The sequence below is a fragment of the Pseudomonas sp. NFACC16-2 genome, assembly GCF_900119205.1.
Taxonomy (GTDB): Bacteria; Pseudomonadota; Gammaproteobacteria; order Pseudomonadales; family Pseudomonadaceae; genus Aquipseudomonas; species Aquipseudomonas fluorescens_Q.
In genome coordinates, this window is record NZ_FPIX01000007.1 from 74,052 (window position 1) to 99,671 (window position 25,620).

Genomic DNA, 25,620 nt, shown 5'->3' on the forward strand with positions numbered 1-25,620 from the left:
CCCTGAATGGACCGATTATTCCGGCGTAACTTTGGTGGCCTGCATTCCCTTGCTTCCCTGCTCGATTTCAAAGGAGACGGTTTGTCTCTCTTTCAAGGTTTTATAGCCTTCGCCGGATATCGCCGAGTAGTGAACGAACAATTCCTCGCCACCCTTGCCGCAAGAAATGAAGCCATAGCCCTTTGCATCGTTAAACCATTTAACGGTTCCCTTGATTCGGTCGTTCATTTTTATTGTCCTGCTTGTCCGAATGGATAAAGGCGTGGTTGCCCATGGCCTTGTTTTCGTTGACACGACGGGAGCTTAGGATCGGGGTAAATCGTTGCCTACTGTCAGAGTTGACAGTAGGCAATACCGAGAGGGAATAACCGATTGCAGGTGATATTCAGATCACGGTCACGTGGCAGTCATGCCATGGCTTGCGCCTGCAAGCGGCGGCCGATCACGTCCAGCACGTCGCAGCCATCGCGCAACGGAATCGCCAGGAGCAGGGCGAAGTCGTGGAGGACGACGGCGTCGGAACTGATCTCCTCGCGGAAGGCGATGTTTTCCAGCAGTTGGGTGGCGGCGCGGATGCGGTAGGCGGCGGTTTCGTAGAGGACGTCGAGGGGGGCTTGGGTGTCGATAAGCAGGGTGGCGGGGGTGCAGTCGACGCCGGTGATGGGGACGTATCGGTTCATTGGGTAGAACTCCCGTAGCTTGGTGGATGCCGCCACTCACTCGTCGCCAAACGAATGGGTGGCAGCTGTACGCGGGTTGGCGAACCGGATAGCTACGGACTCCGGCAGACCTCAGGTCTCCCGCGCACAACTACCATTAAGTAGTTTTTCGAGTGCAAAAGCCCGTGCCAAAAAGCAGGGCTTCTGACCGTAGTTTATCGAGTCGCCAAACCCGAGTCGCCATGTGGACGACGGGAAGAACTATAGGTTTCGCCTGTGGAGCGGTGCAAGGTTCGAAGTTGCGGGGGATTTCCCAAGTATTTGTGGGATTTTTGGTCGTGAGTATTCAGGCGGGAATACCGCTTCCGTTGTGGTGAGGGGATTTATCCCCGCTGGGCTGCGAAGCAGCCCCCAAACCAGACAACTCGATGCGTCAGGAAGATCGAGTTCGCGGCTTTAGGGCTGCTGCGCAGCCCAGCAGGGATAAATCCCCTCGCCACAATGGGAGAGCAGCCCCTGCTTTCCGATACCCGCGGCGAGCGCTTCGCACTCGAGCGGGAGCAAGCTCCCTCGCCACCCGGTTATTGGTGTGCAGTTTGATCGTTCCCACGCTCTGCGTGGGAATGCATCCCGTGACGCTCTGCGTCACCCTCCAGAAGCGGAACGCGGAGCGTCCCTGGCGGCATTCCCACGCGGGAGCATGGGAACGATCAATCGTGGCGAGGGCAAGCTCCCTCGCCACCCGGTTATTGGTGTGCAGTCGCGGCCTCGACCCGGTCGCAGAACTCAGGGTAGAAGCCCCGGGCGCTGGGGCCTTGGCAATAGTCTTGCGCCTGGGTCAGGGCATCGGCGCTGAAGTCCAGGCTACGGGGCATGCTGGCGAAGGTGACGTAGCCATCCTGTTGCGTCTTGATGGCGTCGAAGCCTTGCATGTCGTAGACCAGCTTCACGTCATCATCGGCCAGCAGGCGCGCCTTGACGGTCACTTGCGTGTACTGCTTACCCCCCGGTGCGCCGTTGAGTGCCGCCAGGCCATGGCCGACAACCCGCAGCAGGTCCGCAACCCAGGCGTTGCTGTCATCCGCGGCGGTGTTTGGACGGTAGCGCAACGTCAGCGTTTGCTGGTCGCGGGTCACATCGGTAAGCGTCGGGGCGGAGCGCTTGATGCGGTGTTCGATGGTCAGCCAGGTCTTTTGTTCTTCGCTGGTGCCGTCGGCCAGTTCCGGATTCAGCGGGCCACGCTGGTACTCGTTGACGCCCAGGACAATGAGCATGCCCGTCAGGATGACGGCGAGGGCCGCGCCGCCGATTTTTACGTTCATAGGCAAACTCTGCAGGAGAAAGCCGCACTGTACGGTAACGGTGCAGGCGATGGCAGGGCGCCTTGAAATGCTGTGCAGGAACAGTGACGCGGTTGCCATTCCCGATCAAAGCAACAGGTTGAAGTAGTCTGCGTCCATTAACCTGCAAATTTTGGTGTCCGGGCTTTCGCAGCGATTATTCGCCCACTCTGAAAAGGCCGGTTCCAAGATCTGCTGATACTCCATATTCAGATTTATGGCCCCGTACCGGCACGTGACGGTCGCCGTTGTGGCTGCCTGTCTGTCCTCGTCGGCTTCATGGATAACGTACTCGGCGCCTTCGAATTGCAGCGTTGCCGGGTCGACCACGTCCACCAGGCTTTCGCTCTCCCATTCGTGGCTGTCTTGTGCCTCGACGAAAAAAACATCTTCCACCGATTCAATGTTTTTATGGATGTCAGTGACGGCAGGGCAGGTTATTTCACCGGCATGGGCGTGGCCGGTGATCAGCAAAAGCAACGCCGCGCCTCCAGCCAGTATTTTTCTCATGTGCCAGGCTCCAGGGCTCAGATCAACGATTCACGGCTTTGGTCGGGCGGGCTACTGTCAATGTTGGCAGTTATTTATGTCAATTCAGAACTGTATATGGATGTTTGGTAACTTATAGCTATAAGAAAAAGCGCATTTTTCATTGAATCAGACACTTCTGACGGCCTTGGAAGATTTTTCTGTAATGGCTATCGGCCATTCCTGTAATACGTTTAGGAACAATCTGCATCCGCGCCAGTCCAACGCTCGCTTTACGCCGCTCTTGATGAGCGGCTTTTTCATGGTCTAGAGGATGTCCCGGATGAAGGTTTCACGTGGTTTTGCTCTGTCTTGCTTGTTGACGCTGGCTGCCAGCCCAGCCTTCGCGCAGTTCAGTCTCAGTGATGCAGCCAATGTGGTGTCGGCGATGCAGGGCAACCAAGGCGAACAGGGCGAGGGCGCCGTGGCCGCCGCGCCGAAAGCCGCCGGGCTGCTCAACACCTTGGGATCGGAACTCAAGATCACGCCGGAACAGGCCATCGGCGGTGCCGGTGCGATGCTGGGGCTGGCGAAGAACCGACTCAGCGAGCCGCAGTTTTCCGAGTTGAGCAAAAGTGTCCCGGGCCTGGATCAGATCGCTGGGAACAGCGCCATCGGCGGGCTCAATGGCCTGGGCGGTTTGCTCGGGGGCGGATCGGAGAAGAATGCACTGCTCGACGGCTTGCTGGGCAACGTCAAGGACACCGGCGACCTGAACAATGCCTTCAGTGCGCTGGGCATGGACAGCGGCATGATCGGCCAGTTTGCCCCGATTATCTTGCAGTACCTCGGCCAACAGGGCGTGGCGGGTTCGTTGCTGCAGAATCTGGGGGGGATCTGGGGCACGGGGGCGGGTGTTTGATGAAGGTGGCGACATCGAAAATCCGCCACGGAACCATCAAAACCTCAAGCTGAAATAGTCGGCGTTCACCGGCTTGCAGGAGTAGGTGTCCCGACTGGCGCAATGGTTGGCCGACCAGGGCAAGGACGCCGGCTCCTGGACGTCAAGATAATCCAGCGTGAGGTTGTTCTCGCCGTAATTGCAGCTAATGATCACTCTCCTCGGCACCTGTTCATCTTCGTCGGGTTCATGGACCGCGAACTCAGCACCGTTGAATTGCTGCACCGCTGGATTGGCCTCCTGTCCAAGGTCCTGGCTCTGCCATTCGCGATCATCCTGAATTTCTACTGTTTCAGTGGTGCCATGGATGAGTGTTGTAGCCGGACAGGTGACTTCTGCGGCATGAACATGGCCGATTATCAGTAAGCAAATTCCTGCGCCGCCATCAGTCATTAAGTTTCTCATGGGCTTGCCTCCACAATGTGTCCCGGCGACATGTTTGCGGCTGTGCTTGGCGAGGGCTACTGTCAATGCTGACAGTTGGTTATGTTGATTTGGAATTAGTTGGTTATTGCCTGTTAACCTTTGGCGATAAGAACTCAAAACTTCATGAAAAGCGGAGACGTCTGAAGGATTAACAGATGGGGCGGTTTTTTCAGGGTTCCGAGGATGTTCGGGATGAAGGTTTCACGCGGTTTTGCTCTGTCTTGGCTGCTGACGTTGGCCGCCAGCCCGGCCTTCGCGCAGTTCAGCCGCAGTGATGCGGCCAATGTGGTGTTGGCGATGCAAGGTAATCAGGCTGAACAGGGGGAGGGCGCCGTGGCTGCCGCATCGAAAGCCGCCGGGTCTTGATCAGATTGCTGGTAACAGTGCCATTGGCGGGCTTAATGGTCTGGGCGGTTTGCTTGGTGGTGGGGCGGATAAAAATGCCTTGCTCGATGGCTTGCTGGGGAACGTCAACGTAAACAACGCCTTCAGTGCGTTGGGCATGGACAGCGGGATGATTGGGTGGTTTGCTCCGGTGATTCTTCAATATCTCGGACAGCAGGGGCTAGTTCGTCGCTCCAGAACCTGAGTGGCATTTGGGGGGGGGGCGGCGGGCACTGGTGCGTGAATAGTTAGCCTGTTGTACAAAGCTGCATGGGACGCGAGTGGTGAATCTGCCCAGCGCTATTATTAAAATTGGGTTATCCATAATCATTAAAATACCTTTGCTAGCCTGGCCTGGGGGTTAGCGTCGGATGGTTTGTCGCTGGCTGGCTAGCTTTGACGTTCTGAAAGCTGGAAGATGCTGGGCCTTTGCCTGTGCTTCGATCAAGTTTCTATGAAGCTTTATAGAGTCCACTAGATGGTGTATGTTCGCGACCCTGCTTCCGGGCGGATTCTGATAGTCAATGATTTTATGGTTAGATAATAGTTCGTTGATGTCCGCGATTGTTTGAGAACTTTGTGCGCTCATTGGAGCATCTATCGGATGATAGATTTTGCTAATTACTTGATCGTAAATTGCACTGTTATGTATGTTTAGCTCATTTGAAAGCCCAGCTATTTCGTCGCTCGAATACTTACTTAGTTGAATGGAGGGGCCGGAAGTTTCTGGAAGTCGCGGGACGAGAATTTCCTTTCCGAATTTTACTTTGGCACCTTTAAGTATTTTCTCTACTGGAGTTAAATTTTGGCCGATAGAGCTGAATATTCCGCTGAATATTCGACTAAATATTCCGATGTGGCCAGTCTGATCCATTTTATTTCTAGGATCCCCTCCACAATACGCATACGCATTCAACCCACCCTCCCCAAACGGACTCAAACTATCTGGACTATTGAACCGCATCAACACCGGATTGAACGCCCGATACCCATTCCCCAACAAATAATGCCCCGTCACTGGATCTGGCCGTTCGCCGTTAAACCCAAGCAAACTGAGCAAGCCGTTTTCCGCCGGGCGGTGGCCGTAAGGCGTATAGGCGAGAGGATGCGGTCGGGTCGCATCGAGGGCGTTCAATACCGAACGCTGTTGATCGGTCGCCAGCAGCGTGGTGTCGCCCCTTGCATCCTCGCGCCGTAGTTGCGCCAACAGTTGGTCGTCGTGTTGAAAGACGCTGTGTTGCACCGCTCCCTGTATTTCGGTCGCCAATCGGCTCTTGCAATAAAAACGCTGGGTGCGGGCCTCGGCGGAGGGCGCACAATCGGTCAGGCGATCGAGCGGGTCGTAGTGGTACCGGCACAATACGATTTCGCGAGGGGCAGTAGGCATGCACCGGGCTCCATGCAAGGGTCCAAAAATCCGGACCACCAGCATCGAAGGTTTCCCCGCCGCTGCCTACTATCAGAACTGTTAGGAATCCATTGTTTCGCTACGCAACGCCGCAATCCGCCGATCCTTCTCAGTCCACAGCTGGTTAACCCAATCCTGCACATGCTGGCGAAACACCGGGTCGTTCTCGTAATCCCCTTGCCACAGCGCCGGGTCCAGCTCGCGGGTCTGGATGTCGATGATGACCCGGGGCACTGCGCCGCTGATCAAATCCCAGAACCCGGGAATCCGCTTCTGCGGATACACCACTGTCACGTCCAGTACGGCATCGAGTTGTTCACCCATCGCCGCCAGTACGAACGCCACGCCACCGGCCTTGGGTTTGAGCAGGTGGGTGAAGGGTGACTGTTGCTGTTGGCTTTTGGCAGCGGTGAAGCGCGTACCTTCGAGGTAGTTGACCACGGTGACCGGCTGGCGCTTGAACAGCTCGCAGGCGGCCTTGGTGATTTCCAGGTCCTTGCCGGCCAGTTCCGGGTTCTTGGCGAGGAAGGCCTTGGTGTAGCGTTTCATGAATGGGTAGTCCAACGCCCACCAGGCCAGCCCCAGGAACGGCACCCAGATCAGTTCTTTCTTGAGGAAGAACTTGAAGAACGGCGTGCGCCGGTTGAGGGTCTGGACCAGGGCGGGGATGTCGACCCAGGATTGGTGATTGCTGATCACCAGGTAAGACGTATCGCCGCGCAGGTTGGCACCGCCGCGGATGTCCCAGCGGGTGGGGATGCACAGGGCGAAGATCAGCTTGTCGATTTCGGCCCAGGTCTCGGCGATCCACATCACCGCCCACGAGGCATAGTCGCGAAAGCGCCCGGGCAGGATCAGTTTGAGCACGGCGAACACCATCAGCGGCCCGAACAGCACCAGGGTGTTGAGTAACAACAGCAGCGTGACGAAACAGCCGGTGAGCAGGCGGCGCATACATGACTCTTGCAAGCGGGTGGGCGGGCCATGATAAGCAGCTTCCGGCGGCAGGCCAAATCGGCGTGGACAAATGTTTCACCTTTTGGCGGGTATGCTGGGTTGGCTTTTGTGGCCAGAGATTGCTCCCGCTGGGCTGCGAAGCGGCCCCCCATAGTGGCCATGATCGGGTCGATTTTGCGACTGCTGCGCAGTCGAGCGGGAGCAAGCTCCCTCGCCACAGGTACCTGTCCAACCGAACGAATTCACCCGTCACGGTCTAAACCCCCACCCCACACAGGAAGCCCTATTGCATGAAATCCTTTCTCGCCCTGCTTACCCTGGTGGCCCTTCCAGTGCTGGCCGCCGAGCCGACCCTGTACGGGCGCTACGAATACATCGCGCTGCCGGAAATCGGTGGCGAAGTGCTCAAGGCCAAGATGGACACCGGTGCGCTGACCGCTTCGCTGTCGGCCAAGGACATCGAGACCTTCACCCGTGACGGCGATGACTGGGTACGTTTCCGCCTGGCGACCAAAGGTGCGAGCAATAAACTCTACGAGCACAAGATTGCGCGCATCAGCAAGATCAAGACCCGTTCTGAAGAAGACGAGGACGACGACGAAAAAATTGCGCCGACCAAGCGCCCGGTGGTGGATCTGGAACTGTGCCTGGGTAACGTCAAGCGCACCGTGGAGGTCAACCTGACCGACCGCAGTAGTTTCAACTACCCGTTGTTGATTGGTGCCAAGGCCCTGCGTGAGTTTGGCGCAGCGGTGAACCCGGCGCGGCGGTTTACGGCGGATAAGCCTGATTGTTGAGGGATGAGGGCTAAGGCGTCCAGCAGCGTTGTGCTTGGACGCCATATCCGAATGGTCTTCTGTTTCGATGCTCGGATAATAGGTGGATTTTTGTACTGACGTAGAAGTTTACTTGGCTGGAGATCATCATTATCTGCTTTCTCTTTCAGGCCCTACTTGAATGGAAATGTTATCTCCTGTAAAGGCTCATAGAACGTCCGAATCTTAGCGTGGTTAAATTCATGGCGAAGTCGTGATGTCTTGCGAAGATGTTTGTAGCGTGGGTGGGAAAAGTGGGGGGTTTGGATTTATCTCTCTATCGTCTAATATTTATAAAGTCATCTATGGGGCGCACGTTATCGAGTGAAAGCATGTAGAGTCTATTTTCTTGTTTCTGTAGCCCAAAGTCTTGGCGTATTTGTTCGGATAAAGTAGAGATATCCATGCTGTCGCTTAAAAGCAGGAAATCGTAAGTGTTTCTCTGGGTGGGTGTGATCTGTACGACTTCTATAGTTTTATAGTTTTGTGTGTCAATAATTTGAAAACTAAATGCGCCTTGCGATTGCCATTTTTCGACAAATACTTCCGGAATAGATGGGTATGGGTTCGTGCTGCTTGACTGAGAGCTTTTCCTGGGCGCTTGCAACGTACTGCTACTGCCGGGCGCTGATGCACTAGATAAAGGTGTCGATGCTTTGTTTGAGGTAACAGGGGCGGTTGTGCTTGTCTGGGCAACAGGTATGCCCTGATTGACCGTAGTAGGAGTGCGGGGCCTCCGAGTAAACAGTGGAAAGCATTTAAGGGGCATGTGCCCCGTCCGATCTTCAAGATTCACCGGATCTCCCAAGCAATATACATACGCATTCAACCCACCCCTGCCAAACGGACTCAAACTGTCCGGGCTATTGAATCGCATCAACACGGGATTAAACGCCCGATAACCATTGCCCAGCAGATAATGCCCGCTCACCGGATCACGGCGCTCGCCGTTAAACCCAAGCAGGCTGGTCAGGCCGCTTTCCGCTGGGAGATGGCCATAGGGCGTATAAATCAATGGTTGATGTGTTTGAGCATCGAGTGTGTGCAACACCGAGCGTCGTAGATCTGTGGCCAGCAGAATTGCATTCGCGACGCTCCCCTGTCGCTGTTGCTGCGCCAATAACTGATCGTCGTGCTGGACAACACTACGCTGCACCGCGCCCTGTATTTCAGTGACCAATCGGCTTTTGCAATAAAAACGCTGAATGGCGGCAGCATTCATGGGGGCGCAATCGCTCAGGCGATCAAGCGGGTCGTAGTGATAGCGGCACCCTACGGTTTCGTTAGGGACGGTAGACATCGACTGAGTTCCAGATAAGGACCAAGAAATCCAGCCTCAGCATCGGTCTTTTTCCGGTGGATGCCAACTATCAGAACTGTTAGGTGCAACAGCGTCCCACCCATAAACTCAACTGCCATTGACGTGCCCCAAGCCTTGCGGCACCGTTCCGGCAACTTTATTGCCGGGCTCGCAAGCCATGCCTCATATCCTGATTGTCGAAGACGAAGCCGCCATCGCCGATACGCTGGTGTTTGCCCTGCAAGGGGAGGGGTTCGACACCACTTGGCTGAGCCTTGGCGCCGCCGCCCTCGATCACCAGAAGAACACCCCGGCCGACCTGATCATCCTCGATGTGGGCCTGCCGGATATCAGCGGATTCGAGACGTGTAAAAATCTCAGACGTTTCAGCGACGTTCCGGTCATCTTTCTGACAGCCCGGGATGGCGAGATCGACCGGGTCGTGGGCCTGGAGATCGGTGCCGACGATTACGTGGTCAAGCCCTTCAGCCCCCGCGAAGTGGCGGCCCGGGTCCGGGCGATCCTCAAGCGTGTGGCGCCGCGACTGGCGGCGGACTCGAGCACGGCGTTGTTCCAGGTGGACAGCGACCGGGTGCAGATCAACTATCGCGGTAAACCGCTGAACCTCACGCGCCACGAATTTCGCCTGCTGAACTGTCTGCTGGAGCAACCTGAGCGGGTCTTCAGCCGCGAACAATTGCTCGACGCCCTGGGCGTGGCCAGTGATGCCGGCTATGAGCGCAGCATCGACAGCCACATCAAGAGCGTGCGCGCCAAGTTGCGCCTGGTGAGGGCCGAGGCCGAACCGATCCAGACACATCGGGGCCTGGGCTACAGCTACAGCCCGGGGCACAGCTGATGTCGCTGGGGATCCGGATTTTCCTGGTGTATGTGCTGTTTATCGGTCTGACCGGGTATTTCGTGCTCAACACGGTCATGGAGGAAATCCGCCCCGGCGTGCGTCAGTCCACCGAAGAAACCCTGGTGGACACGGCCAACCTGATGGCCGAGATCCTGCGGGACGATTTCAAGGCCGGCACCCTCAACCAGAATCGCTGGCCGCAGTTGCTCAAGGCCTACGGCGAGCGCCAGCCGGCGGCGACGATCTGGGGCTTGCCGAAAAACCAGGTCAGCCATCGCATCTACGTCACGGATGCCAAGGGTATCGTGGTGCTCGATTCCAGTGGCGTGGCGGTGGGCCAGGATTATTCGCGCTGGAACGACGTTTACCTGACCCTGCGCGGCCACTACGGCGCCCGTTCGACCCGCAGCGTTGCCGATGATCCAACGTCTTCGGTGATGCACGTCGGTGCGCCGATCCGCGACAGCGGCCGCATCATCGGTGTCGTCACCGTGGCCAAGCCCAACAGTTCGCTGCAGCCCTATGTCGACCGCACGGAGCGGCGCCTGCTGGCCTACGGCGCGGGGCTGATCGTGCTCGGCCTGCTGCTGGGGGCTTTGTTGTCATGGTGGCTCAGCGCAGCATTGCGCCGTTTGACGAGCTACGCCCAGGCGGTCAGCCAGGGACGCCGGGTGGAAGTGCCGCATTATCGCGGCGGCGAGTTCGAGCAACTGGCGGGGGCGGTGGAGCACATGCGCACCCAACTCGAAGGCAAGGCCTACGTCGAGCGTTACGTGCACACCCTGACCCACGAGCTCAAGAGCCCGCTGGCGGCGATCCGCGGCGCTGCCGAACTGCTGCAAAATGATATGCCGGCGGCCCAGCACCAGCGTTTCGTCAGCAACATCGAGAGTGAAAGCGTGCGCATGCAGCAGTTGATCGAACGCTTGCTCAACCTGGCCCAGATCGAACAACGACAGGGGTTGGAGGACGTGGTCGCTGTGCCGTTGGTGGCTTTGCTGGATGAGTTGCTGGAAGCGCGCGGTGGTTGGATCGAAAGTCGTCAGCTAAAGGTCGAGCAACGTATTGCCGCCGACCTGACCCTAACGGGTGAGGCATTTCTGTTGCGCCAGGCCCTGGGTAATCTGCTGGAAAACGCCCTGGACTTTACCCCCGCCCATGGATTGCTGCGCATCAGCGCCGAACGAATCGACAACCACGTCGAGATCCGCCTGTTCAATCAGGCCGAACCGATTCCCGACTACGCCCTGCCACGCCTGAGCGAGCGCTTCTACTCCCTGCCGCGCCCGGACAGTGGTCGCAAGAGCACCGGCCTGGGGCTCAACTTCGTGGAGGAAGTGGTGCAGTTGCATGGCGGTGAATTCAGGATTGGCAACGTCGAGGGTGGGGTGGAGGTGGTGCTGCGCTTGCCTTGAGAAAAATTTGATTAATTTTGTTATTGGTTAATTTACATAATCATTTTTTAGGTTTAGTTTTCGCTCAGCACTGACGAACAATAACTAGACCTGTCAGCACGCCCTGCCTTACGGCGAGATGGCTTTCGGTTCGTTGGTCCTATTCGTGGCTACACAACCGGGAGCATGAGCATGGTAAGCCTCTGGCAAAAATTGCAGGCCAAGTTGCTGCGCGCCTTCGCCAAACGAATGAAGGCGAAGTTCACCTATGACCCCGCGCGGTTTCCGTTGCGCGCAGTGGCCGAACAAACCATTGCAACCCCATGGGGACCTGCGCGGGCGTTGTTCTACTGGCCCCATTCCCAGACCGCGACGACGCTGCCGGTGTATCTGAATTTCCACGGGGGTGGTTTTGTCGCCGGAACGCCCGAGCATGACGACAGCTATTGCCGTCGACTGGCCCACAACCTGAATTGCCTGGTGGTCAACCTGGACTATGCGCTGGCGCCAGAGCAGGTCTTTCCCGCAGCGCCGCAGCAATGCTTTGCGGTACTGGAGTGGTTGGCGGGCCAGGCCGAAGCGTTGGGTATCGATCCCCAGCGGATCGCCGTCGGTGGTCATAGCGCCGGCGGTAATCTGGCCGCGGTGGTGGCGGGCCTGGCGCGAGGTCATCGAACACTGAAAGTGGTGCATCAATTGATCGATTATGCGGCGCTGGACCTGGCCCAAGACCCAGCGCTGAAGACTTCCACCGTTGCCCGTCCCTTGCTCGGTGTCGGCCTGATGCGCTTCTTCATGCGCTGCTACCTGAGCGATCCGGCGCAGGCGCTCGATCCGTTGGCGTCGCCCTTGCTGTCGCCGGTCGATTCGCTGGTGGGGATGCCGGCGGCCACGGTGATCACCGCGCAGTACGATATCTTGCGTGGCGAGGGCGAGGCCTACGCCGAAAAATTGCGTCAGGCCGGCGTGCCAGTGCGGTTGCGAATGTTTGAAGGCTGCGACCACATGTTCACCCACCTGGGGCCGGACGAGTCGGCCGAGGAGGCCTGGCAGCTGATGGAAGATTCCCTGCGCGAAGCGTTCCAGGCCGTGGACGTGGCGGATGCCGGCGTTCGCGCCCAGCACGACGATGGCCGTCTCCACACAATCTCCACAATCGCTCCATAAGCCCAACACACAGCCACCCCAGACTCTCCCTCATTCGAACAGGGAGAGCCCCACATGAACCGCAGTCTCGCCATAAAACTGGGCATGATCGCCCTATTGATTCTCTTGTTGATGGTCCCGTTGTTGATGATCAACGGGCTCATTGATGAGCGCCAGGAACTGCGTGACGGTGTGCTGCAGGACATCGCCCGCAGCTCCAGCTACAACCAGCAACTGATCGGGCCGATGATCGTGGTGCCGTTTCGCAAGAGCGTGAAGGTCTGGAATACCAACGAGAAGACCGGCGTGCGTTTCCTGGAAACCGTCGAGCGAGCAGGTGAGTTGTATTTTTTACCGGAGCAGTTTGAACTCGACGGCCAAATCCGCACCGAAACCCGTGCCCGGGGCATCTACGAAGCGCGCTTGTTCCATGCCGATAACCGGATCGATGGCCGCTTCAAGGTGCCTGAGCGCTACGGTGTCGCTGCCAAGGACTTTGCCGATTACCGCTTCGACGAGCCATACCTGAGCGTTGGCATCAGCGATATTCGCGGCATCGAGAATGCGCTGACGCTGACGCTGAACCAACAGACCGTCGACTTCCTGCCTGGCTCGCGGCTCGGCTGGCTGGGGCAGGGTGTGCATGTGCCGCTGCCAATGATCACCGCCCAGGGCGGCCCTGAGCTGACCTTCGGTTTTGACCTGCGCCTGCAAGGCACCGGCGAGTTCCAGATTCTGCCAGTGGGCAAATCCACCAAGGTGCACCTGTCGGCCGACTGGCCACATCCCAGCTTCATTGGCAACTACCTGCCCACCAATCGCGAGATCAATGAGCAGGGTTTCAGTGCCGACTGGCAGACGTCGTTTTTCTCCACCAACCTTCTGGAAACACTGCAAGCCTGCGAACCAAGCGATAGTTGTGAAGCGTTCCGCAGCCGGGCCTTCGGTGTGAGTTTCATCGACCCGGTGGACCAGTACCTCAAGAGCGACCGGGCGATCAAATATGCGTTGCTGTTCGTCGCCCTGACCTTCGCCGGCTTCTTCCTTTTCGAAGTGCTCAAGAGCCTGGCGGTGCATCCGGTGCAGTACGCCTTGGTGGGTGTGGCGCTGGCGTTCTTTTACCTGTTGCTGCTGTCATTGTCGGAGCACATTGGCTTCGCCTTGGCCTACCTGGCGTCGGCCAGTGCCTGTGTGTTGCTGATCGGCTTTTATGTCTGCCATGTGCTGCGCAGCGTCAGCCATGGCCTGGGATTTTCGGCGGGGCTGGCGGGCTTGTACGGTTTGCTCTACGGCTTGTTGAGCGCAGAGGACTACGCGTTGTTGATGGGTTCGCTGTTGCTGTTCGGCCTGCTGGGGGTGTTCATGGTGCTGACCCGCAAGCTGGACTGGTACGGGGTTGGCGCGAAGCCGGCGGCGGCGATGAGCTTTGATCTGGGAGAGGTGAAATGAGCCGGTCGCTGGGGTTGCGGGAGGATCAGCGGGTGCGCGAAGTGTTGGTGATGCGCATTGCTGGGTTGTTTCCTTTGGATCCGGTGCGCTGCTATCGCGAGCAAGCTCGCTCCCAAAGGAGCGCCACGGTCCCTGTGAAAGCGGATTTGCTCGCGATGGCGTCAGCCCGGACAACCCGGGGATTGGCTTGAAGCTGATCGTCCCCACGCTCTGCGTCACCTTCCAGAAGCGGAACGCGGAGCGTCCCTGGCGGCATTCCCACGCAGGAGCGTGGGAACGATCGAGCCGTCAGTCCCCTGTGGAGCGGGCTGCTCGCGATGGCGTCAGCCCGGACAACCCGGGGATTGGCTTGAAGCTGATCGTCCCCACGCTCTGCGTCACCTTCCAGAAGCGGAACGCGGAGCGTCCCTGGCGGCATTCCCACGCAGGAGCGTGGGAATGATCGAACCGCCAATCCCCTAATGTGGGAGCGAGCTTGCTCGCGATGAGGCCGGTACAGCTAACGCAAAGCTAAACCCTGGGCACCGTCTCAATCATCGAAGGCCGCAGACTGACCTCGGCAAACCACGCCGCCAGTTGCGGATTGGCCTTACGCCATTCCAGGTCGGGATGGCGCAGGTCCAGGTAGCCCAAGGCACAGGCCACGCTGATGGAGGCCACGTCGAAGTGGCAGGCCAGCTCGGCAATCGCTTCGGCTTCGAGCATGCCCAGGGCCCGGCGAATCTTGTCCCGTTGCGCATCGAGCCATTCGTCCCAGTGTTTTTCCACAGGGCGTAGCGCGGTTTCGTAGCGGATCATCACTGCCGCATCCATGATCCCATCGGCCAGGGAGGCCAGGGTCAGGCGCCGCCAGCGGGCTGCGCCGTCCCGGGGGATCAGCGGGTTGCCGACGTGCTGGTGATCGAGGTAGTCGAAGATGACGCGGCTGTCATGGATCACCGTCCCGTTGGCCAGGCGCAGGGCCGGGATCTTGCTCAACGGGTTGTCATCGATCAGCGCCCGGTCCGGCTTGACCGGCGAGAGCTGGCTGAGCTGCAACGCCACGCGGTCTTGCTGGCCGGTTTCGTGCAGTAGCACCAGGACCTTGCGAACGAAGGGCGAAGCGGGGTTGTGGAACAGCGTCATGCTGGGGGTGGACATGGCAACGTCTCGATCAGTGGGGCTTGCTGCGCAGCATAGCGCGTTCGTGCGACCGAGCCGAAGGGGCCCGGCCGCAAGGTGCCTCAGACGGCCGGTTGCAGTGCTTGCGACTCGGACGACGGCGTTGCCGGTTGCTGCTTGAGTTCCCGGGCGACGGTCCAGACGATGAACGCGGCGACCACATCGAAGATGGCCAGCAGCACGAACAGCGGGCTGTAGCCGATCTTGGTCACCATCACGCCAAACAGCAGGGTGAAGGCCGCAGCGCCCAGGTAACCGAACATCCCGCCCATGCCGGTGGCGGTGGCGACTTCATTCTTGCCGAACGAGTCGGAGGTGATGGCATACAGCGCTCCGGACAAGGTCTGGTGGGCAAAGCCGCCGACGCACAGCAGGGCGATCGCGGTGTAAGGGCTGGCGACCAGGCCGATGCAGGCTGGGCCGATCATGCAGGACGCGCCGAACAGCAGGACCATTTTGCGCGAGGTAAACAAAGACACCTTGCAGTATTTATGAAAGAACGGGCTCAGGTAACCGCCCAGCACGCAGCCCAGGTCGGCGGCCAGGAACGGCAGCCAGGCGAACATCGCGATCTCCTTGATGTTCATGTGCCGCTCGGTCATCAGGTACAGCGGGATCCAGGCGTTGAACGTCTGCCAGGCCGGCTCGGAGAGGATCCGTGCACTGGCGATGGCGTAGAAGTTGCGGCTGGTGATGATGCGTTTCCAGCTGCCTTTCTTCGGCGTCGGGTCTTGGAAGTGAGCTTCCTGGCCGCTGAGGATGTAATCACGCTCGGTGTCGCCCAGGAGCTTCTGGTCGCGTGGATGCTTGTAGAAGATCAGCCAGAGGAAGGTCCAGGCCACGCCCAGGCCGCCAACGATCAGGAACGCCAGCTCCCAGCCACTGTTCAGGATCGCCCAGACCACGAGCGGCGGAGCCAGCACGGCGCCGATCGAGGAGCCGATGTTGAACCAGCCGATGGCCACCGAGCGTTCCTTGGCCGGGAACCATTCGGTGGAGGTCTTTACCGCAGCCGGCAGCCCAGCGGCTTCCGTCAGGCCCAGCAAGCCACGGAAAAATGCCAGGCCCTGCCAGCCCGAAGCCATGGCCGCCGCGGCGCAGGCGATGGACCAGGCGAAGGCGAAAATGGCGAAGCCCATCTTGGTACCGATGGCATCGATGATGTACCCGGCCACTGGCTGCATCAGGGCATAGCAGATCTGCCAGGCCACGACGATGTGGGAATACTGCTCGGTGGAGATGTTCATTTCGCTCATCAGGGTGGGAGCGGCCACTGAGAGGGTATTGCGAGCCAGGTAGTTGACCATCAGGCCGGCCGTGACCAGGCCAACCATCCACCAGCGGATGCCTTTGATTTTCATCACTTCACCATCAATTATTTTTGGATTTGGTGTCGCATGTTGTGTTGTAGGTTGTCGTACAACGTGCGCCTTTATAGGAGTGCAAGGATTAATTTGTCAACAAATATGTCAGAGGCTGAGGGGGCGAAAGCAACCGGCGTATCGGCGGTTGTCGTATGACGAGGAGAGAAGGGTGTTCATCTGGCCAAATGCACGCCCGGATGACTCAGCGGCGTGGGACCAATCCCCGCACCGCCAATACAGAAGGGATACCCAACCCGAGCCAACTGACGGCGTCCCACAGACCGTCACCCAGCAAGGCACTGAACAGCCCGAGGGCGCAGAGAATGGCGATCAGCACGGGCATGCCAAACACTTTCCAGAAACTCGACTGCCGAGGCCTCACGAGACGACCTCCGCACCGACCGTTGCACGCTTGGCCGCTTTGCGCCGCACCAGCCACAGGTAGACGCCGCTGCCGAGGACGATGATGGTCAGCACGTCGAGGGTGGCCCAGAAAATCTGCATCGGCCGGCCACCGTAATCGCCGAAGTGCAGGGGCAGGGACAGGCTCATGACGTCCATGTACCACGGCCGTTCGGCCACGGCGGTGACCTCCAGGGTGCTGGCGTCGATCAATACTGGCGTCAGCAAGTGCGAGGTCAGGTGGGTGCTGCCTTTCATGAACACGCCGTAGTGGTGTTGGCTGGAAAACAGCGTGCCGGGGAAGGCGATGAAGCTCGGTTCCATGCCCGGCGCGACTTCCTTGGCGATGTCGAGCAAGCGGGTAGCCGGGGCCAATTGCGTCAGTGGCGGGGCGTTGCGATAGGGTTCGACCATGGTGCTGAGGCTGTCGTTGCGCCAGGCGGCGATGATCAGGTCGGCGCACGCGGCGATCACGCCGGTGACGCCCACGGTGAGCGCCCAGACCAGTGTGACCACGCCGATCAGGTTGTGCAGGTCGAGCCAGCGCAGGCGCGTGGATTTGTCCTGGCGTACCGTGGCGAATTTCAACCGGCGCATGAACGGCAGGTACAGGACTACCCCGGAAACGATGGCGATCACGAACAACAGCCCCATGAACGCCAGCAGCAACTTGCCCGGCAACCCGGCGAACATGTCCACGTGCAGGCGCAGCATGACCATCATGAAGCCGCCATTGGCCGAGGGCATTTCCAGGGCTTCTCCGGTGCGCGCATCAAGCATGAAGGTATGGGAGGAATTGGGCTCGGTGTCCGGTGTCGGCGCCATGATGGTGAAGATGCCGTTGGGCTCGTCTTCGTCCCAGCCAAAATACTGGACCACTTCACCCGGACGATGGGCCTTGGCCTTTTCCACCAATTGCTGGAGGTCCAGGTGTGGCGTGTCGGCAGGCATCTCTCGGAACTCGGGCGCGTCGCCCAGCAGATGCTCGATTTCATGATGGAAAATCAGCGGCAGCCCGGTGATCGCCAGCATCAGCAGGAACACCGTACAGATCAGGCTGGTCCAGGTGTGGACGAAGGACCAGCGGCGGATGGTTTTGCTTTTCATGAGCGATCCGAATGCAAGAGGGCCTCGATGCCTGAGCCCCGTCAGTCAAGCCGCGAAACCTGTGGGAGCGAGCTTGCTCGCGAAAGCGGTGTGTCAGACAACATCAATGTTGACTGTTACGCCGTCTTCGCGAGCAAGCTCGCTCCCACAGGGTGTTCATTTGACTGGCGGGTCTCAGGTACAGGTGCCCTCAAAAGGTTTTGCAAATGCTAACCGTTTACCATTTGTAATTCACGCTGGCGACGACGTTGCGTTGGTCGCCGTAGTAGCAGTAGAAGCCGTCGCAGGTGGACAGGTAGTCCTTGTTGAAGAGGTTCTTCGCGTCCACCGCCACCGTGACGCCCTTGAGGGTCTTGTTCAAACGGCCCAGGTCGTAATGGGCCGAGGCGTCGTACACGGTGTAGGACCCGACATGGCCCCAGTCGGTGTTGGTGGTGTTGCCGTAGGTATCGCCGACATAACGCACACCGGCGCCGACACCGAAGCCATCCAGCGGGCCGTTATGCCAGGTGTAGTCCGCCCAGGCGGTGGCCTGGTTGCGCGGCACCTGGGCCATGCGCTTGCCTTTTTCCGCCGTCGTGCCTTTGGTGATTTCGCTGTCGTTGTAGGTATAGGAACCGATCAGTTTCAGGTTGTCGGTCACGTCACCCGAGGCTTCCAGTTCCAGGCCACGCACCTGGACTTCTCCCACTTGGCGGGTGACGTTGTTTTCGGTGACGGAGTTGTTTTTCTGGGTCAGGTCGAACACCGCAGCGGTCAGCAGTGTCTTGGTGCCGGGTGGCTGGTACTTGATACCCGCTTCGTATTGTTCGCCTTCGGTAGGTTTGAACGCTTCGGTGCTGTTGACGGTTGAACCCGCCGCCGCCTGGAACGACTGGGCAAAGGAAATGTAGGGCGTCACACCGTTATCGAAGACATAGCTCAATGCTGCGTTGCCGCTGAATTTCTTGTCGCGCTGGGTGTTGGTGACGTTGTTCTGGTTGTGGAATTCGGTACCGGTGTGAATCCAGTCTTCACGCCCACCGAGGGTCAGGCGCCAATTGTCCAAGGCGATCTGGTCCTGGACGTACAGGCCGGTCTGGTTGGTTTTCTGGTTGTAGTCGTACATGGTGAAGTACTGGACGTTGGAGAAATCCTGTCCGTAGATCGGGTTGTGGATATTGCTGGTCGGCACGCCGGTCGAGCCCCACAGCCAACGGGAATTGCTATTGGAACGCTGGTGGTCCAGGCCCAGTAGCAGGGTGTGACTGAGGGCGCCGGTCTGGAAGTCGGCCTGGAAATTGTTGTCCACGGCGAACTGACTGATGTCTTCGTCAATGACACTGGCGCTGCGCTTGACGGTGCCATCGGCACTGACTGCTTCCTCAGGCCCCGCCGGCCAGAATTGCCCGCCAGCGGAGATGCCCTGGGTTTCCAGGTCGCTCTTGGTGTAGCGCAGGTTCTGGCGGAACTGCCAGGTGTCGTTCAGACGGTGTTCGAACGCATAGCCCAGCGCGTAGTAGGTACGGTCGTAGAATTCCCAATCCGGATCGCCGAGGTTCTTGTGGTGGGAAATCTTGCCCGCTGGCGAAGACAGCTTGGTGCCTTGCAGCGGCAAGAACTGCCCGGTGATGCCGGTGTCGTCGCGGGTGTACTGGGACAGGAAGGTCAGGCGGGTGTCGTCGTTGATGTTCCAGGTCAGGCTCGGCGCGAGGTTGTAGCGCTTGTCCGGGATGTGGTCGACCTGGGAGTTGCTGTCACGCACGGTGCCGCTGAGCCGATAGAGGAACTGACCTTCGTCATCGACCTTGCCGGTGCTGTCGAAATTGATCTGCTTGTGTTCGTAGCTGCCGGCCTGCAACTCGACTTCATGGCTGCTTTCGGCCTGCGGGCGACGGCTGACCATGTCCAGCATGCCGCCGGGGGGCGTCTGGCCGTAGACCGACGAGGCCGGGCCACGCAGCACGGCGATGCGCTCCAGGTTCCAGGGCTCGATTTTCGGCGTGATGTAGTTGCCCTTGGGCAGCGGCAGGCCATCGAGGAATTGGGTCGGTATGAAGCCGCGGACCAACAGCCAGTCGTTGCGCGAATCCGAGCCGTAGCCGCTGCTCTGCACACCGGCGGTGTAGCGCAGGGCGTCATTGAGGTTGAGGACCGAACGGTCTTCCATCTGCTGGCGCGTGACCACGGAGACTGAGCGCGGCAGTTCGACAATCGGCGTATCCGTCTTGGTGCCGGCGGCAGTGCGGGTGGCGACGTAGCCCTCGGTCGGGCCCCACGCGGTTTCGCTGAGGCCGGCACCGATCACGCTGGTTTCCGGCAGGGCCATGACGCCTTCAGGTACAGCCACCAGGCTGTAGGTGCCAGCGCTGCTTTGTTCCAGTTGCAGGCCGGTGCCGCGCAAGGCCTGGCGCAATGCGTCGGTGGCGTCGAACTGGCCCTGGACCGGGGCCGAGGTTTTACCCGAGGCCAGGGACGGATTCAGGCTTAGGGCGAGACCGGCCTGGCTGGCGATCTGGTTCAAGGTGCTGGCCAGTGGCGCGGCAGGCAGGTTGTAGGTGCGCACGCTCGAGGCCTGTTCGGCGGCCAGTAGCGGGCCGCTGGCGAAGGGAGTGGCGAAGGCGATGGCGATTGCCAACAGGCTGGGGCGCAACAGGGTGTCTAGCGGGCGGGACATACGGCGGCTCCTGAATGGAAATATTTCTCAATTGCCTGGATGCCGGATGAAAATTGAAAAGTGATAGGGGTGGATGAAAATAATTTAGATTCGTTTTGCGGGTAGTGGCTTTGTGTCAGTGATGACCTCATCGCGAGCAAGCTCGCTCACACATTGATCGGGTCGCCACGAATCATCCTGTGGAAGCGAGCTTGCTCGCGATGAGGCCATTCGCTTCATCACAAAGCCTTTCAGGGCTTGGCTTCAGCCCGGGGCCCCACCACCACCCACCACCGCGTGTGATGCTCGACCTGCACCGGCAAGGTCGGCAGCAGGGCGGTCAGGGCCAGGTCGGTGTCGTGCAGCGGGAAACTGCCGGTGATGCGCAAATCCGCCACTTGCGGCTCCACACTCAGGTAGCCGCGACGATAGCGCCCCAGCTCATGGACCAAATCTTCAAGACGCGCGTTATCCACCACCAGCATGCCGCGGGTCCAGGCATCGGCGCCGGGGTTCAAGGTGAGGGTCGGCCCGAGGCTGTCGCGGCGCATCAGCACTTGTTGGCCTTCGCGCAGGATCTGTTCCTGGTCCGTGGCCTGGGGATGCGCCGCCACAGCGGATTTCAACACGCTCAGGCGCGTGCCTTCGTCTTCACGCTTGACCAGGAATCGTGTACCCAAGGCGCGCAGGCGGCCTTCCCGGGTCTCGACGATGAACGGACGCGGGTCGTCGTGACCGGTTTCCACCAGGATCTCGCCTTCTTGCAGGACGATGCGGCGCTGCTTGTCATCGAAACGCACGTCCAAGGCACTGTGGGTGTTGAGGTTGATCAGCGTGCCGTCGTCCAGGCGCAGGGTGCGCTGTTCGCCCGTCGCGGTGCGCTGATCGGCCAGCCAGTAATCCAGCGGCAGGTAACGATCGCCGGCAAACAGCGCCAGGCCGATGACCGCGATAACGCTGGCCAGGCCGCTGCCGACCTTGCGTATCCGGCGACGAATGCTCACCCGCGATTGCAGCAACGCGGCGCGCGCCGGCCCGTTGGCCACACTGAAGCGTTGGTCAAGCATGCCCAGCTGCCGCCAGGCCCGGGCGTGTTCTTCGTCGGCGGCATGCCATTGGGCGAAGGCTTCACGCTCCTGGGCGCTGCTCGAGTCCAGGGACAACTGCCAGGCAATGGCGGCATCCAGCACGCTGGCCGAGACCGGTTTGGCATGGGCCTGACTCATGTCGGCTCACCATATAGTGCGATGTAGCACTGGCGGATGCCTTGGGCGAGATACTGCCGTACGCGCGGCACCGAAACCCCCAGGCGCTCGGCAATTTCGGCGTGGCCGAGGCCGTCGAGGCGGCTATAGAGGAAGGCTGCGCGGGCCTTGCTCGACAGTTTGCCAAGCAGGCGATCGATGGCCTTGAGGTCTTCGAGGATGATTTGCTGTTCTTCCACCGAGGGCTGCTCGGCCTCGGGGATCAGCATCAGTTCGGTGAGGTAGGCCTGCTCCAGTGCCGCTCGACGGAAATAATCGAACAACAGGCCCTTGGCGATGGCCACCAGAAACGCCCGCGGTTCGCGGGGCGCCTTCAGCTCTTCGCGACCCAGCAAGCGCACAAAGGTGTCCTGGCTCAGGTCCTCGGCCCGTTGCGAACACGCCACGTTGCGCCGCAGCCAGGCCAATAGCCAACCACGATGGTCACGGTATAACGCACCAACCAGATCACTGTGGGGGCTAGGGACTGACGACACGGAGCATCACCGACGTTTTAAGTAACGAGAATTGTTCGCGATTGTGTCAGAGGCGGGGGCGGGAAAGCAATTGGCGCTGGTCGGGCGGTGTGGGATAAGGAAATTGAGGCCGGGTTCTGTGTGGGAGCGAGCTTGCTCGCTCCCACAGGGTAGTGTGTCCATCTTCAAGGTGAGTCAAAGCGAAGGCGCTTGCTGCCGCCGTTTCCATTGGCTCAGGCGTTCTTGCAGGTCAAGCGGGCTCAGGATCTGTTGCTGGCGGGCGCGGCTGAACAGGATCAGCGCCAGTTCTGCCGTGGCCAGGGCATCGGCACTGGCGTTATGGCGGTCGAAGACTTGCAGCTTGAACCAGTCGATCCACTCGTCCAGGCCCGACTTGCGCAGGTTGGCCTGGGGACAAAGCATCGGGGCCAGGTCCGCCACGTCGAGGAATGAATGTTGCAGGCGATAGCCCAGGTAGTCTTTCAAGGCGCGCCCGAGCATGTGGGAATCGAACGGCGCGTGAAAGGCCAGTAGCGGACTGTCGCCGACGAACTCCATGAACGCCAGCAGCGCCTCGGCCGGGTCGCTGCCGGCGGCAATGGCGCTGGGCGCCAGGCCATGGATCAGCACACTGGGCCCGAGTTTCTGCTTATCGCATTGCAAGGTGCGTTCGAACTGCTGGCTGAAGTCGATGGCGCCGTCTTCGATGACCACCGCGCCGATGGACAGCACCTGGTCCTTGTTCAGGTTCAATCCGGTGGTTTCCAGGTCCAGCACGACCCAGCGTTGTTCCCGCAGATCGCATTCACCCAAGGCTGAAGCCGTCGGCAGGCATTCCAGGCGCCTTTGCATTTCTTCGGACAACATTGGCTGGGCTGGGCGCAACCAGGAAAAAATGCTCACAACTGATACCTCAGCGTCAGGCTGTTTTGCAGGCGTTGGGCCTGGCGCAGGGATTCGCGCAGGATGCGTCGGTCCAGATGGTTGAGGCTGTCGGGGTCGACGCGGTTGGAATAGGGCAGGTTCTCGCGGGTTTGCAATTGATGTTGCTGCATGCGGGTCTGTTGAATGAAGTGATAGGCCTCTTCGTAGGCTGCGCCATCGAGCGGTTCGATCACTTGCTTGTCGACCAATTGCCGCAAACGCTCCAGGGTATTGTTGGCTTCGATGCCGTTGGCCAGCGCCAGCAGACGGGCCCCGTCGACGAAGGGCGTCAGGCCTTGCACTTTCAGGTCGAGGGTGGCTTTTTCGCCGTTCTTGCGACTCAGCACGAAATCCCTGAAGCGGCCCACGGGCGGGCGGTGGCGTAGAGCGTTTTCGGCCATCATGCGTTGGAACAAGCGGTTATCGGCCACTTGATCGAGGATCTGCCGGCGCAACTGCTCGCAACCTTGCTCATCGCCCCAGACCACCCGCAGGTCGAAATAGATGCTCGAGCCCAGCAGGTTTTCCGGGGTTGCTTCGCGAATGAATGCCGAAAAACGCCGGGCCCATTCAGCACGGGACAGGCACAGCTCGGGGTTGCCGGCCATGATGTTGCCCTTGCACAAGGTGAAGCCGCACAAGGCCAGGCTCTGGTTGATCTGCTGGGCGATGGGCAGCAGCAGGCCGCGAATCTGCGCGGCATGGGCGGCGTCCCGGGCCTCGAACAAAATGCCGTTGTCCTGGTCGGTGTGCAGGGTTTGTTCGCGCCGGCCTTCACTGCCGAAGCACAGCCAACTGAACGGCACGCCTGGGTCACCTTTGTCGATCAGGGTCAGCTCGATGACCCGGCATACGGTGTGATCGTTGAGCAGGGTGATGATGTGGGTGATCTGGGTCGATGACGCGCCGTGGGCCAGCATGCGTTCCACCAGTTGGCCGATCTCGCCGCGCAGGGCCACGAGGTTTTCCACCTTGGGCGCGTTGCGAATGGTCCGGGCCAGGTGTACCAGGTCGACGCGCTGCAAGGAAAACAGATCGCGCTCCGACACCACGCCACACAGGCGTTGGTCCTTGACCAGGCAAACGTGGGCGATGTGCCGTTCGGTCATGGCGATGGCCGCATCGAAGGCGCTGTGGTCCGGCGAGAGGAAGAACGGTGCCTGAGTCATGTGTCCTACGATGGCTTGGGAAAAATCCCCGGCCCCATCGGCCACCACCTGCCGCAGGTCGCGCAAGGTGAAGATTCCCACCGGAGCTTTCTGTTCATTAACCACCACGATGCTACCGACCTGCTGGTCGTGCATCAGCTTCACGGCTTCGCGCAGCGGCGTGTCCGGGCTGCAACTGACTGGATGGCGCATCGCCAGTTCGCCCAGCCGCGTGTTGAGGGAGTACTGGGTGCCCAGGGTTTGCGCAGATTTTTGCTGGACCTGTTGGTTGACCTGGTCGAGCAGGCTGCTGACCCCGCGCAGGGCGAAGTCGCGAAACGGGCCGGACAGGGCGAACAGCTTGATGAAGGCCAGTTTGTTCAACTGCAGGCAGAACGTGTCTTCGCCGGCCCGGTGTTCGGTGCGCGTGGCCCGTTCGCCCAGCAGCGCGGCGAGGGGGAAACACTCGCCGGTGGTGATTTCGAAGGTCGTCTCGGTTCCACCCTTGGCCGTATGCGGACGTTCACCTACCACTCGGCCTTGCTTGACGATGTAAAAGTGCTCCACCGGGCCGTCGGCTGGTTTGATGATGGTTTCGCCCGGCGCATAAAAACGCAGCAGGCATTGCTCCACCAGATAGGCCAGGTGAGCGTTTTCCATCTGATTGAACGGTGGGAAACGCTGGAGAAACTGCAGTGTCCCCTGGATGTTTTGCAACACCGCGGTTTTCCCTGCCTGGGTGAAGGCGTCCGCTTTTTTCATAACCATTACGCAGTCTTTTTTGAATTGTTGTGGTCGATCTGTTCTCCCATGGTCGGCCCCTCAGAGCGGGGTGCCCATTGGACGTAAGTCTAGGTCGCCGCCTAGGGGTGGGCTTACGGAAAAATCCTACGCCAAGCGTCAGAAAAATCTTCATTAAATGTTCTTGGAAAAAAATCCGACGAAGTGCACATTGAAGCGCCGCAGAACGATGTCTGACCACTGTGCCAGGGGATCGATTTAAAGAACGTAGAGAGCACCATGTCCGACCACGATATTTTGAGTGACGCCGAGCGCGAGGCGCTGAGTGCCGTCATGCTGGAACCCGACCTGCCGCCGCAGCGCGTCTTGATCGTCGATGACGACAAGGACGCTCGTGAGCTGCTGTCGGAGATCCTGGCGTTGGACGGGATTCACTGCATGACCGCCGCCAGTGGTGAAACGGCACTCAAGATGCTGGAAACCAAGCCATCGATCGGCCTGTTGATCACCGACCTGCGGATGGGCAATGTCGATGGGCTGGAACTTATTCGCCTGGTGCGCGAGTCTCCGCGGGCGGCGCTGCCGATCATCATCGTGTCGGGCGATGCCGACGTGAAGGACGCCATCGAAGCCATGCACCTGAGCGTGGTGGACTTTCTGCTCAAGCCGATCGATACCGACAAGTTGCTGGGGTTGGTCAAGCATGAGTTGGGGGTGGATCTTTAAGACCGCCAGTGGAACATAAACTGTGGCGAGGGGATTTATCCCCGCTGGCTGCGCAGCAGCCCAATAGAGTTCAACCCAATCAACCTGACACACCGAGCCGACAGGCTTTAGGGTTGCTTCGCA

At 59.6% G+C, this 25,620-nt stretch carries 24 protein-coding genes and 1 pseudogene; 8 read left to right on the forward strand and 17 right to left on the reverse strand.

Going from position 1 to position 25,620, the window contains the following annotated elements; genetic code table 11:
- Nucleotides 1-15: 15 nt before the first annotated feature.
- The 4 genes from BT116_RS08600 to BT116_RS08615 form a co-directional block, all read right to left on the reverse strand.
- Nucleotides 16-228 carry a cold-shock protein gene (locus BT116_RS08600; protein WP_063324053.1) on the reverse strand — a complete coding sequence of 71 codons (213 nt, stop codon included), beginning with the start codon at nt 226-228 and terminating at the stop codon, nt 16-18.
- Between the two features lie 179 nt (nt 229-407).
- The gene (locus BT116_RS08605) at nt 408-680 is read right to left on the reverse strand and encodes a hypothetical protein (protein WP_072342295.1); all 273 of its coding nucleotides are present in this window, start codon (nt 678-680) and stop codon (nt 408-410) included.
- Between the two features lie 725 nt (nt 681-1,405).
- Nucleotides 1,406-1,981, reverse strand: a complete 576-nt coding sequence (locus tag BT116_RS08610) for a hypothetical protein (protein ID WP_072342298.1) — start codon at nt 1,979-1,981, stop codon at nt 1,406-1,408.
- Nucleotides 1,982-2,086: 105 nt separating this feature from the next.
- Complete coding sequence (locus tag BT116_RS08615; protein ID WP_072342301.1) at nt 2,087-2,509, reverse strand: DUF3757 domain-containing protein; 423 nt, start codon at nt 2,507-2,509, stop codon at nt 2,087-2,089.
- A 301-nt stretch (nt 2,510-2,810) separates the two neighbouring features.
- On the opposite strand from BT116_RS08615, the gene BT116_RS08620 reads away from it, so the two are divergent.
- Nucleotides 2,811-3,389 carry a DUF2780 domain-containing protein gene (locus tag BT116_RS08620; protein ID WP_072342304.1) on the forward strand — a complete coding sequence of 193 codons (579 nt, stop codon included), beginning with the start codon at nt 2,811-2,813 and terminating at the stop codon, nt 3,387-3,389.
- 36 nt (nt 3,390-3,425) lie between these two features.
- On the opposite strand, the gene BT116_RS08625 is transcribed toward BT116_RS08620, so the two are convergent.
- Nucleotides 3,426-3,821 carry a DUF3757 domain-containing protein gene (locus BT116_RS08625; RefSeq protein ID WP_139197655.1) on the reverse strand — a complete coding sequence of 132 codons (396 nt, stop codon included), beginning with the start codon at nt 3,819-3,821 and terminating at the stop codon, nt 3,426-3,428.
- A 225-nt stretch (nt 3,822-4,046) separates the two neighbouring features.
- Between BT116_RS08625 and BT116_RS08630 the strand changes: the two are divergent.
- Nucleotides 4,047-4,490: pseudogene (locus BT116_RS08630) on the forward strand (DUF2780 domain-containing protein).
- A gap of 109 nt (nt 4,491-4,599) precedes the next feature.
- On the opposite strand, the gene BT116_RS31400 reads toward BT116_RS08630, so the two are convergent.
- Complete coding sequence (locus BT116_RS31400; RefSeq protein ID WP_256572585.1) at nt 4,600-5,625, reverse strand: RHS repeat-associated core domain-containing protein; 1,026 nt, start codon at nt 5,623-5,625, stop codon at nt 4,600-4,602.
- Nucleotides 5,626-5,706: 81 nt separating this feature from the next.
- On the reverse strand, nt 5,707-6,600 hold the full coding sequence (locus tag BT116_RS08640) for an acyltransferase (RefSeq protein ID WP_072342311.1): 894 nt from the start codon (nt 6,598-6,600) through the stop codon (nt 5,707-5,709).
- A gap of 293 nt (nt 6,601-6,893) precedes the next feature.
- Here BT116_RS08640 and BT116_RS08645 point away from each other — a divergent pair, with 293 nt between their 5' ends.
- On the forward strand, nt 6,894-7,400 hold the full coding sequence (locus BT116_RS08645) for a retropepsin-like aspartic peptidase RloA2 (RefSeq protein ID WP_072342314.1): 507 nt from the start codon (nt 6,894-6,896) through the stop codon (nt 7,398-7,400).
- A gap of 295 nt (nt 7,401-7,695) precedes the next feature.
- Here BT116_RS08645 and BT116_RS30100 read toward each other — a convergent pair whose 3' ends face one another.
- Nucleotides 7,696-8,718, reverse strand: coding sequence for an RHS repeat-associated core domain-containing protein (locus BT116_RS30100; RefSeq protein ID WP_083569124.1), 1,023 nt, complete (start codon nt 8,716-8,718; stop codon nt 7,696-7,698).
- 178 nt (nt 8,719-8,896) lie between these two features.
- Between BT116_RS30100 and creB the strand changes: the two genes are divergently transcribed.
- From creB to creD, 4 genes are all read left to right on the forward strand, one after another.
- On the forward strand, nt 8,897-9,577 hold the full coding sequence (gene creB, locus BT116_RS08655; protein WP_072342317.1) for a two-component system response regulator CreB: 681 nt from the start codon (nt 8,897-8,899) through the stop codon (nt 9,575-9,577).
- Nucleotides 9,577-10,995, forward strand: a complete 1,419-nt coding sequence (creC, locus tag BT116_RS08660) for a two-component system sensor histidine kinase CreC (RefSeq protein WP_072342320.1) — start codon at nt 9,577-9,579, stop codon at nt 10,993-10,995. Before creB ends, creC begins: the two co-directional genes overlap by 1 nt.
- A gap of 171 nt (nt 10,996-11,166) precedes the next feature.
- Nucleotides 11,167-12,141: an alpha/beta hydrolase gene (locus tag BT116_RS08665; RefSeq protein WP_072342323.1), complete on the forward strand. Its 975-nt coding sequence runs from the start codon at nt 11,167-11,169 to the stop codon at nt 12,139-12,141.
- Nucleotides 12,142-12,195: 54 nt separating this feature from the next.
- Nucleotides 12,196-13,569 carry a cell envelope integrity protein CreD gene (creD, locus tag BT116_RS08670; RefSeq protein WP_072342326.1) on the forward strand — a complete coding sequence of 458 codons (1,374 nt, stop codon included), beginning with the start codon at nt 12,196-12,198 and terminating at the stop codon, nt 13,567-13,569.
- Between the two features lie 510 nt (nt 13,570-14,079).
- On the opposite strand, the gene BT116_RS08680 is transcribed toward creD, so the two are convergent.
- The 9 genes from BT116_RS08680 to BT116_RS08720 all read right to left on the reverse strand — a co-directional run bounded on the left by BT116_RS08680 (nt 14,080) and on the right by BT116_RS08720 (nt 24,792).
- A complete protein-coding gene (locus BT116_RS08680; RefSeq protein ID WP_072342332.1) occupies nt 14,080-14,709 on the reverse strand; it encodes a glutathione S-transferase in 630 nt (209 codons plus the stop codon).
- A gap of 83 nt (nt 14,710-14,792) precedes the next feature.
- Nucleotides 14,793-16,091, reverse strand: a complete 1,299-nt coding sequence (locus BT116_RS08685; protein ID WP_072342335.1) for an MFS transporter — start codon at nt 16,089-16,091, stop codon at nt 14,793-14,795.
- A 205-nt stretch (nt 16,092-16,296) separates the two neighbouring features.
- Complete coding sequence (locus BT116_RS08690) at nt 16,297-16,476, reverse strand: hypothetical protein (protein WP_072342338.1); 180 nt, start codon at nt 16,474-16,476, stop codon at nt 16,297-16,299.
- A complete protein-coding gene (locus BT116_RS08695; RefSeq protein ID WP_072342341.1) occupies nt 16,473-17,603 on the reverse strand; it encodes a PepSY-associated TM helix domain-containing protein in 1,131 nt (376 codons plus the stop codon). The genes BT116_RS08690 and BT116_RS08695 overlap by 4 nt, the downstream gene beginning before the upstream one ends.
- Before the next feature lie 217 nt (nt 17,604-17,820).
- Nucleotides 17,821-20,259 carry a TonB-dependent siderophore receptor gene (locus BT116_RS08700; RefSeq protein ID WP_072342344.1) on the reverse strand — a complete coding sequence of 813 codons (2,439 nt, stop codon included), beginning with the start codon at nt 20,257-20,259 and terminating at the stop codon, nt 17,821-17,823.
- 230 nt (nt 20,260-20,489) lie between these two features.
- Nucleotides 20,490-21,464: a FecR domain-containing protein gene (locus BT116_RS08705; protein ID WP_072342347.1), complete on the reverse strand. Its 975-nt coding sequence runs from the start codon at nt 21,462-21,464 to the stop codon at nt 20,490-20,492.
- On the reverse strand, nt 21,461-21,979 hold the full coding sequence (locus BT116_RS08710) for an RNA polymerase sigma factor (RefSeq protein ID WP_072342350.1): 519 nt from the start codon (nt 21,977-21,979) through the stop codon (nt 21,461-21,463). Before BT116_RS08710 ends, BT116_RS08705 begins: the two co-directional genes overlap by 4 nt.
- A gap of 174 nt (nt 21,980-22,153) precedes the next feature.
- On the reverse strand, nt 22,154-22,861 hold the full coding sequence (locus BT116_RS08715; RefSeq protein ID WP_072342353.1) for a 3'-5' exonuclease: 708 nt from the start codon (nt 22,859-22,861) through the stop codon (nt 22,154-22,156).
- Nucleotides 22,858-24,792 carry a putative nucleotidyltransferase substrate binding domain-containing protein gene (locus BT116_RS08720; RefSeq protein WP_305883132.1) on the reverse strand — a complete coding sequence of 645 codons (1,935 nt, stop codon included), beginning with the start codon at nt 24,790-24,792 and terminating at the stop codon, nt 22,858-22,860. Before BT116_RS08720 ends, BT116_RS08715 begins: the two co-directional genes overlap by 4 nt.
- A gap of 258 nt (nt 24,793-25,050) precedes the next feature.
- Between BT116_RS08720 and BT116_RS08725 the strand changes: the two genes are divergently transcribed.
- Complete coding sequence (locus BT116_RS08725) at nt 25,051-25,497, forward strand: response regulator (protein ID WP_072342359.1); 447 nt, start codon at nt 25,051-25,053, stop codon at nt 25,495-25,497.
- Nucleotides 25,498-25,620: the final 123 nt, after the last annotated feature.

Coding starts and splice junctions, on each gene's coding strand:
- BT116_RS08600 (WP_063324053.1), bottom strand. CDS start 228: ATGAACGACCGAATCAAGGGAACCGTTAAATGGTTTAACGATGCAAAG.
- BT116_RS08605 (WP_072342295.1), bottom strand. CDS start 680: ATGAACCGATACGTCCCCATCACCGGCGTCGACTGCACCCCCGCCACC.
- BT116_RS08610 (WP_072342298.1), bottom strand. CDS start 1,981: ATGAACGTAAAAATCGGCGGCGCGGCCCTCGCCGTCATCCTGACGGGC.
- BT116_RS08615 (WP_072342301.1), bottom strand. CDS start 2,509: ATGAGAAAAATACTGGCTGGAGGCGCGGCGTTGCTTTTGCTGATCACC.
- BT116_RS08620 (WP_072342304.1), top strand. CDS start 2,811: ATGAAGGTTTCACGTGGTTTTGCTCTGTCTTGCTTGTTGACGCTGGCT.
- BT116_RS08625 (WP_139197655.1), bottom strand. CDS start 3,821: ATGACTGATGGCGGCGCAGGAATTTGCTTACTGATAATCGGCCATGTT.
- BT116_RS31400 (WP_256572585.1), bottom strand. CDS start 5,625: ATGCCTACTGCCCCTCGCGAAATCGTATTGTGCCGGTACCACTACGAC.
- BT116_RS08640 (WP_072342311.1), bottom strand. CDS start 6,600: ATGCGCCGCCTGCTCACCGGCTGTTTCGTCACGCTGCTGTTGTTACTC.
- BT116_RS08645 (WP_072342314.1), top strand. CDS start 6,894: ATGAAATCCTTTCTCGCCCTGCTTACCCTGGTGGCCCTTCCAGTGCTG.
- BT116_RS30100 (WP_083569124.1), bottom strand. CDS start 8,718: ATGTCTACCGTCCCTAACGAAACCGTAGGGTGCCGCTATCACTACGAC.
- creB (WP_072342317.1), top strand. CDS start 8,897: ATGCCTCATATCCTGATTGTCGAAGACGAAGCCGCCATCGCCGATACG.
- creC (WP_072342320.1), top strand. CDS start 9,577: ATGTCGCTGGGGATCCGGATTTTCCTGGTGTATGTGCTGTTTATCGGT.
- BT116_RS08665 (WP_072342323.1), top strand. CDS start 11,167: ATGGTAAGCCTCTGGCAAAAATTGCAGGCCAAGTTGCTGCGCGCCTTC.
- creD (WP_072342326.1), top strand. CDS start 12,196: ATGAACCGCAGTCTCGCCATAAAACTGGGCATGATCGCCCTATTGATT.
- BT116_RS08680 (WP_072342332.1), bottom strand. CDS start 14,709: ATGTCCACCCCCAGCATGACGCTGTTCCACAACCCCGCTTCGCCCTTC.
- BT116_RS08685 (WP_072342335.1), bottom strand. CDS start 16,091: ATGAAAATCAAAGGCATCCGCTGGTGGATGGTTGGCCTGGTCACGGCC.
- BT116_RS08695 (WP_072342341.1), bottom strand. CDS start 17,603: ATGAAAAGCAAAACCATCCGCCGCTGGTCCTTCGTCCACACCTGGACC.
- BT116_RS08700 (WP_072342344.1), bottom strand. CDS start 20,259: ATGTCCCGCCCGCTAGACACCCTGTTGCGCCCCAGCCTGTTGGCAATC.
- BT116_RS08705 (WP_072342347.1), bottom strand. CDS start 21,464: ATGAGTCAGGCCCATGCCAAACCGGTCTCGGCCAGCGTGCTGGATGCC.
- BT116_RS08720 (WP_305883132.1), bottom strand. CDS start 24,792: ATGAAAAAAGCGGACGCCTTCACCCAGGCAGGGAAAACCGCGGTGTTG.
- BT116_RS08725 (WP_072342359.1), top strand. CDS start 25,051: ATGTCCGACCACGATATTTTGAGTGACGCCGAGCGCGAGGCGCTGAGT.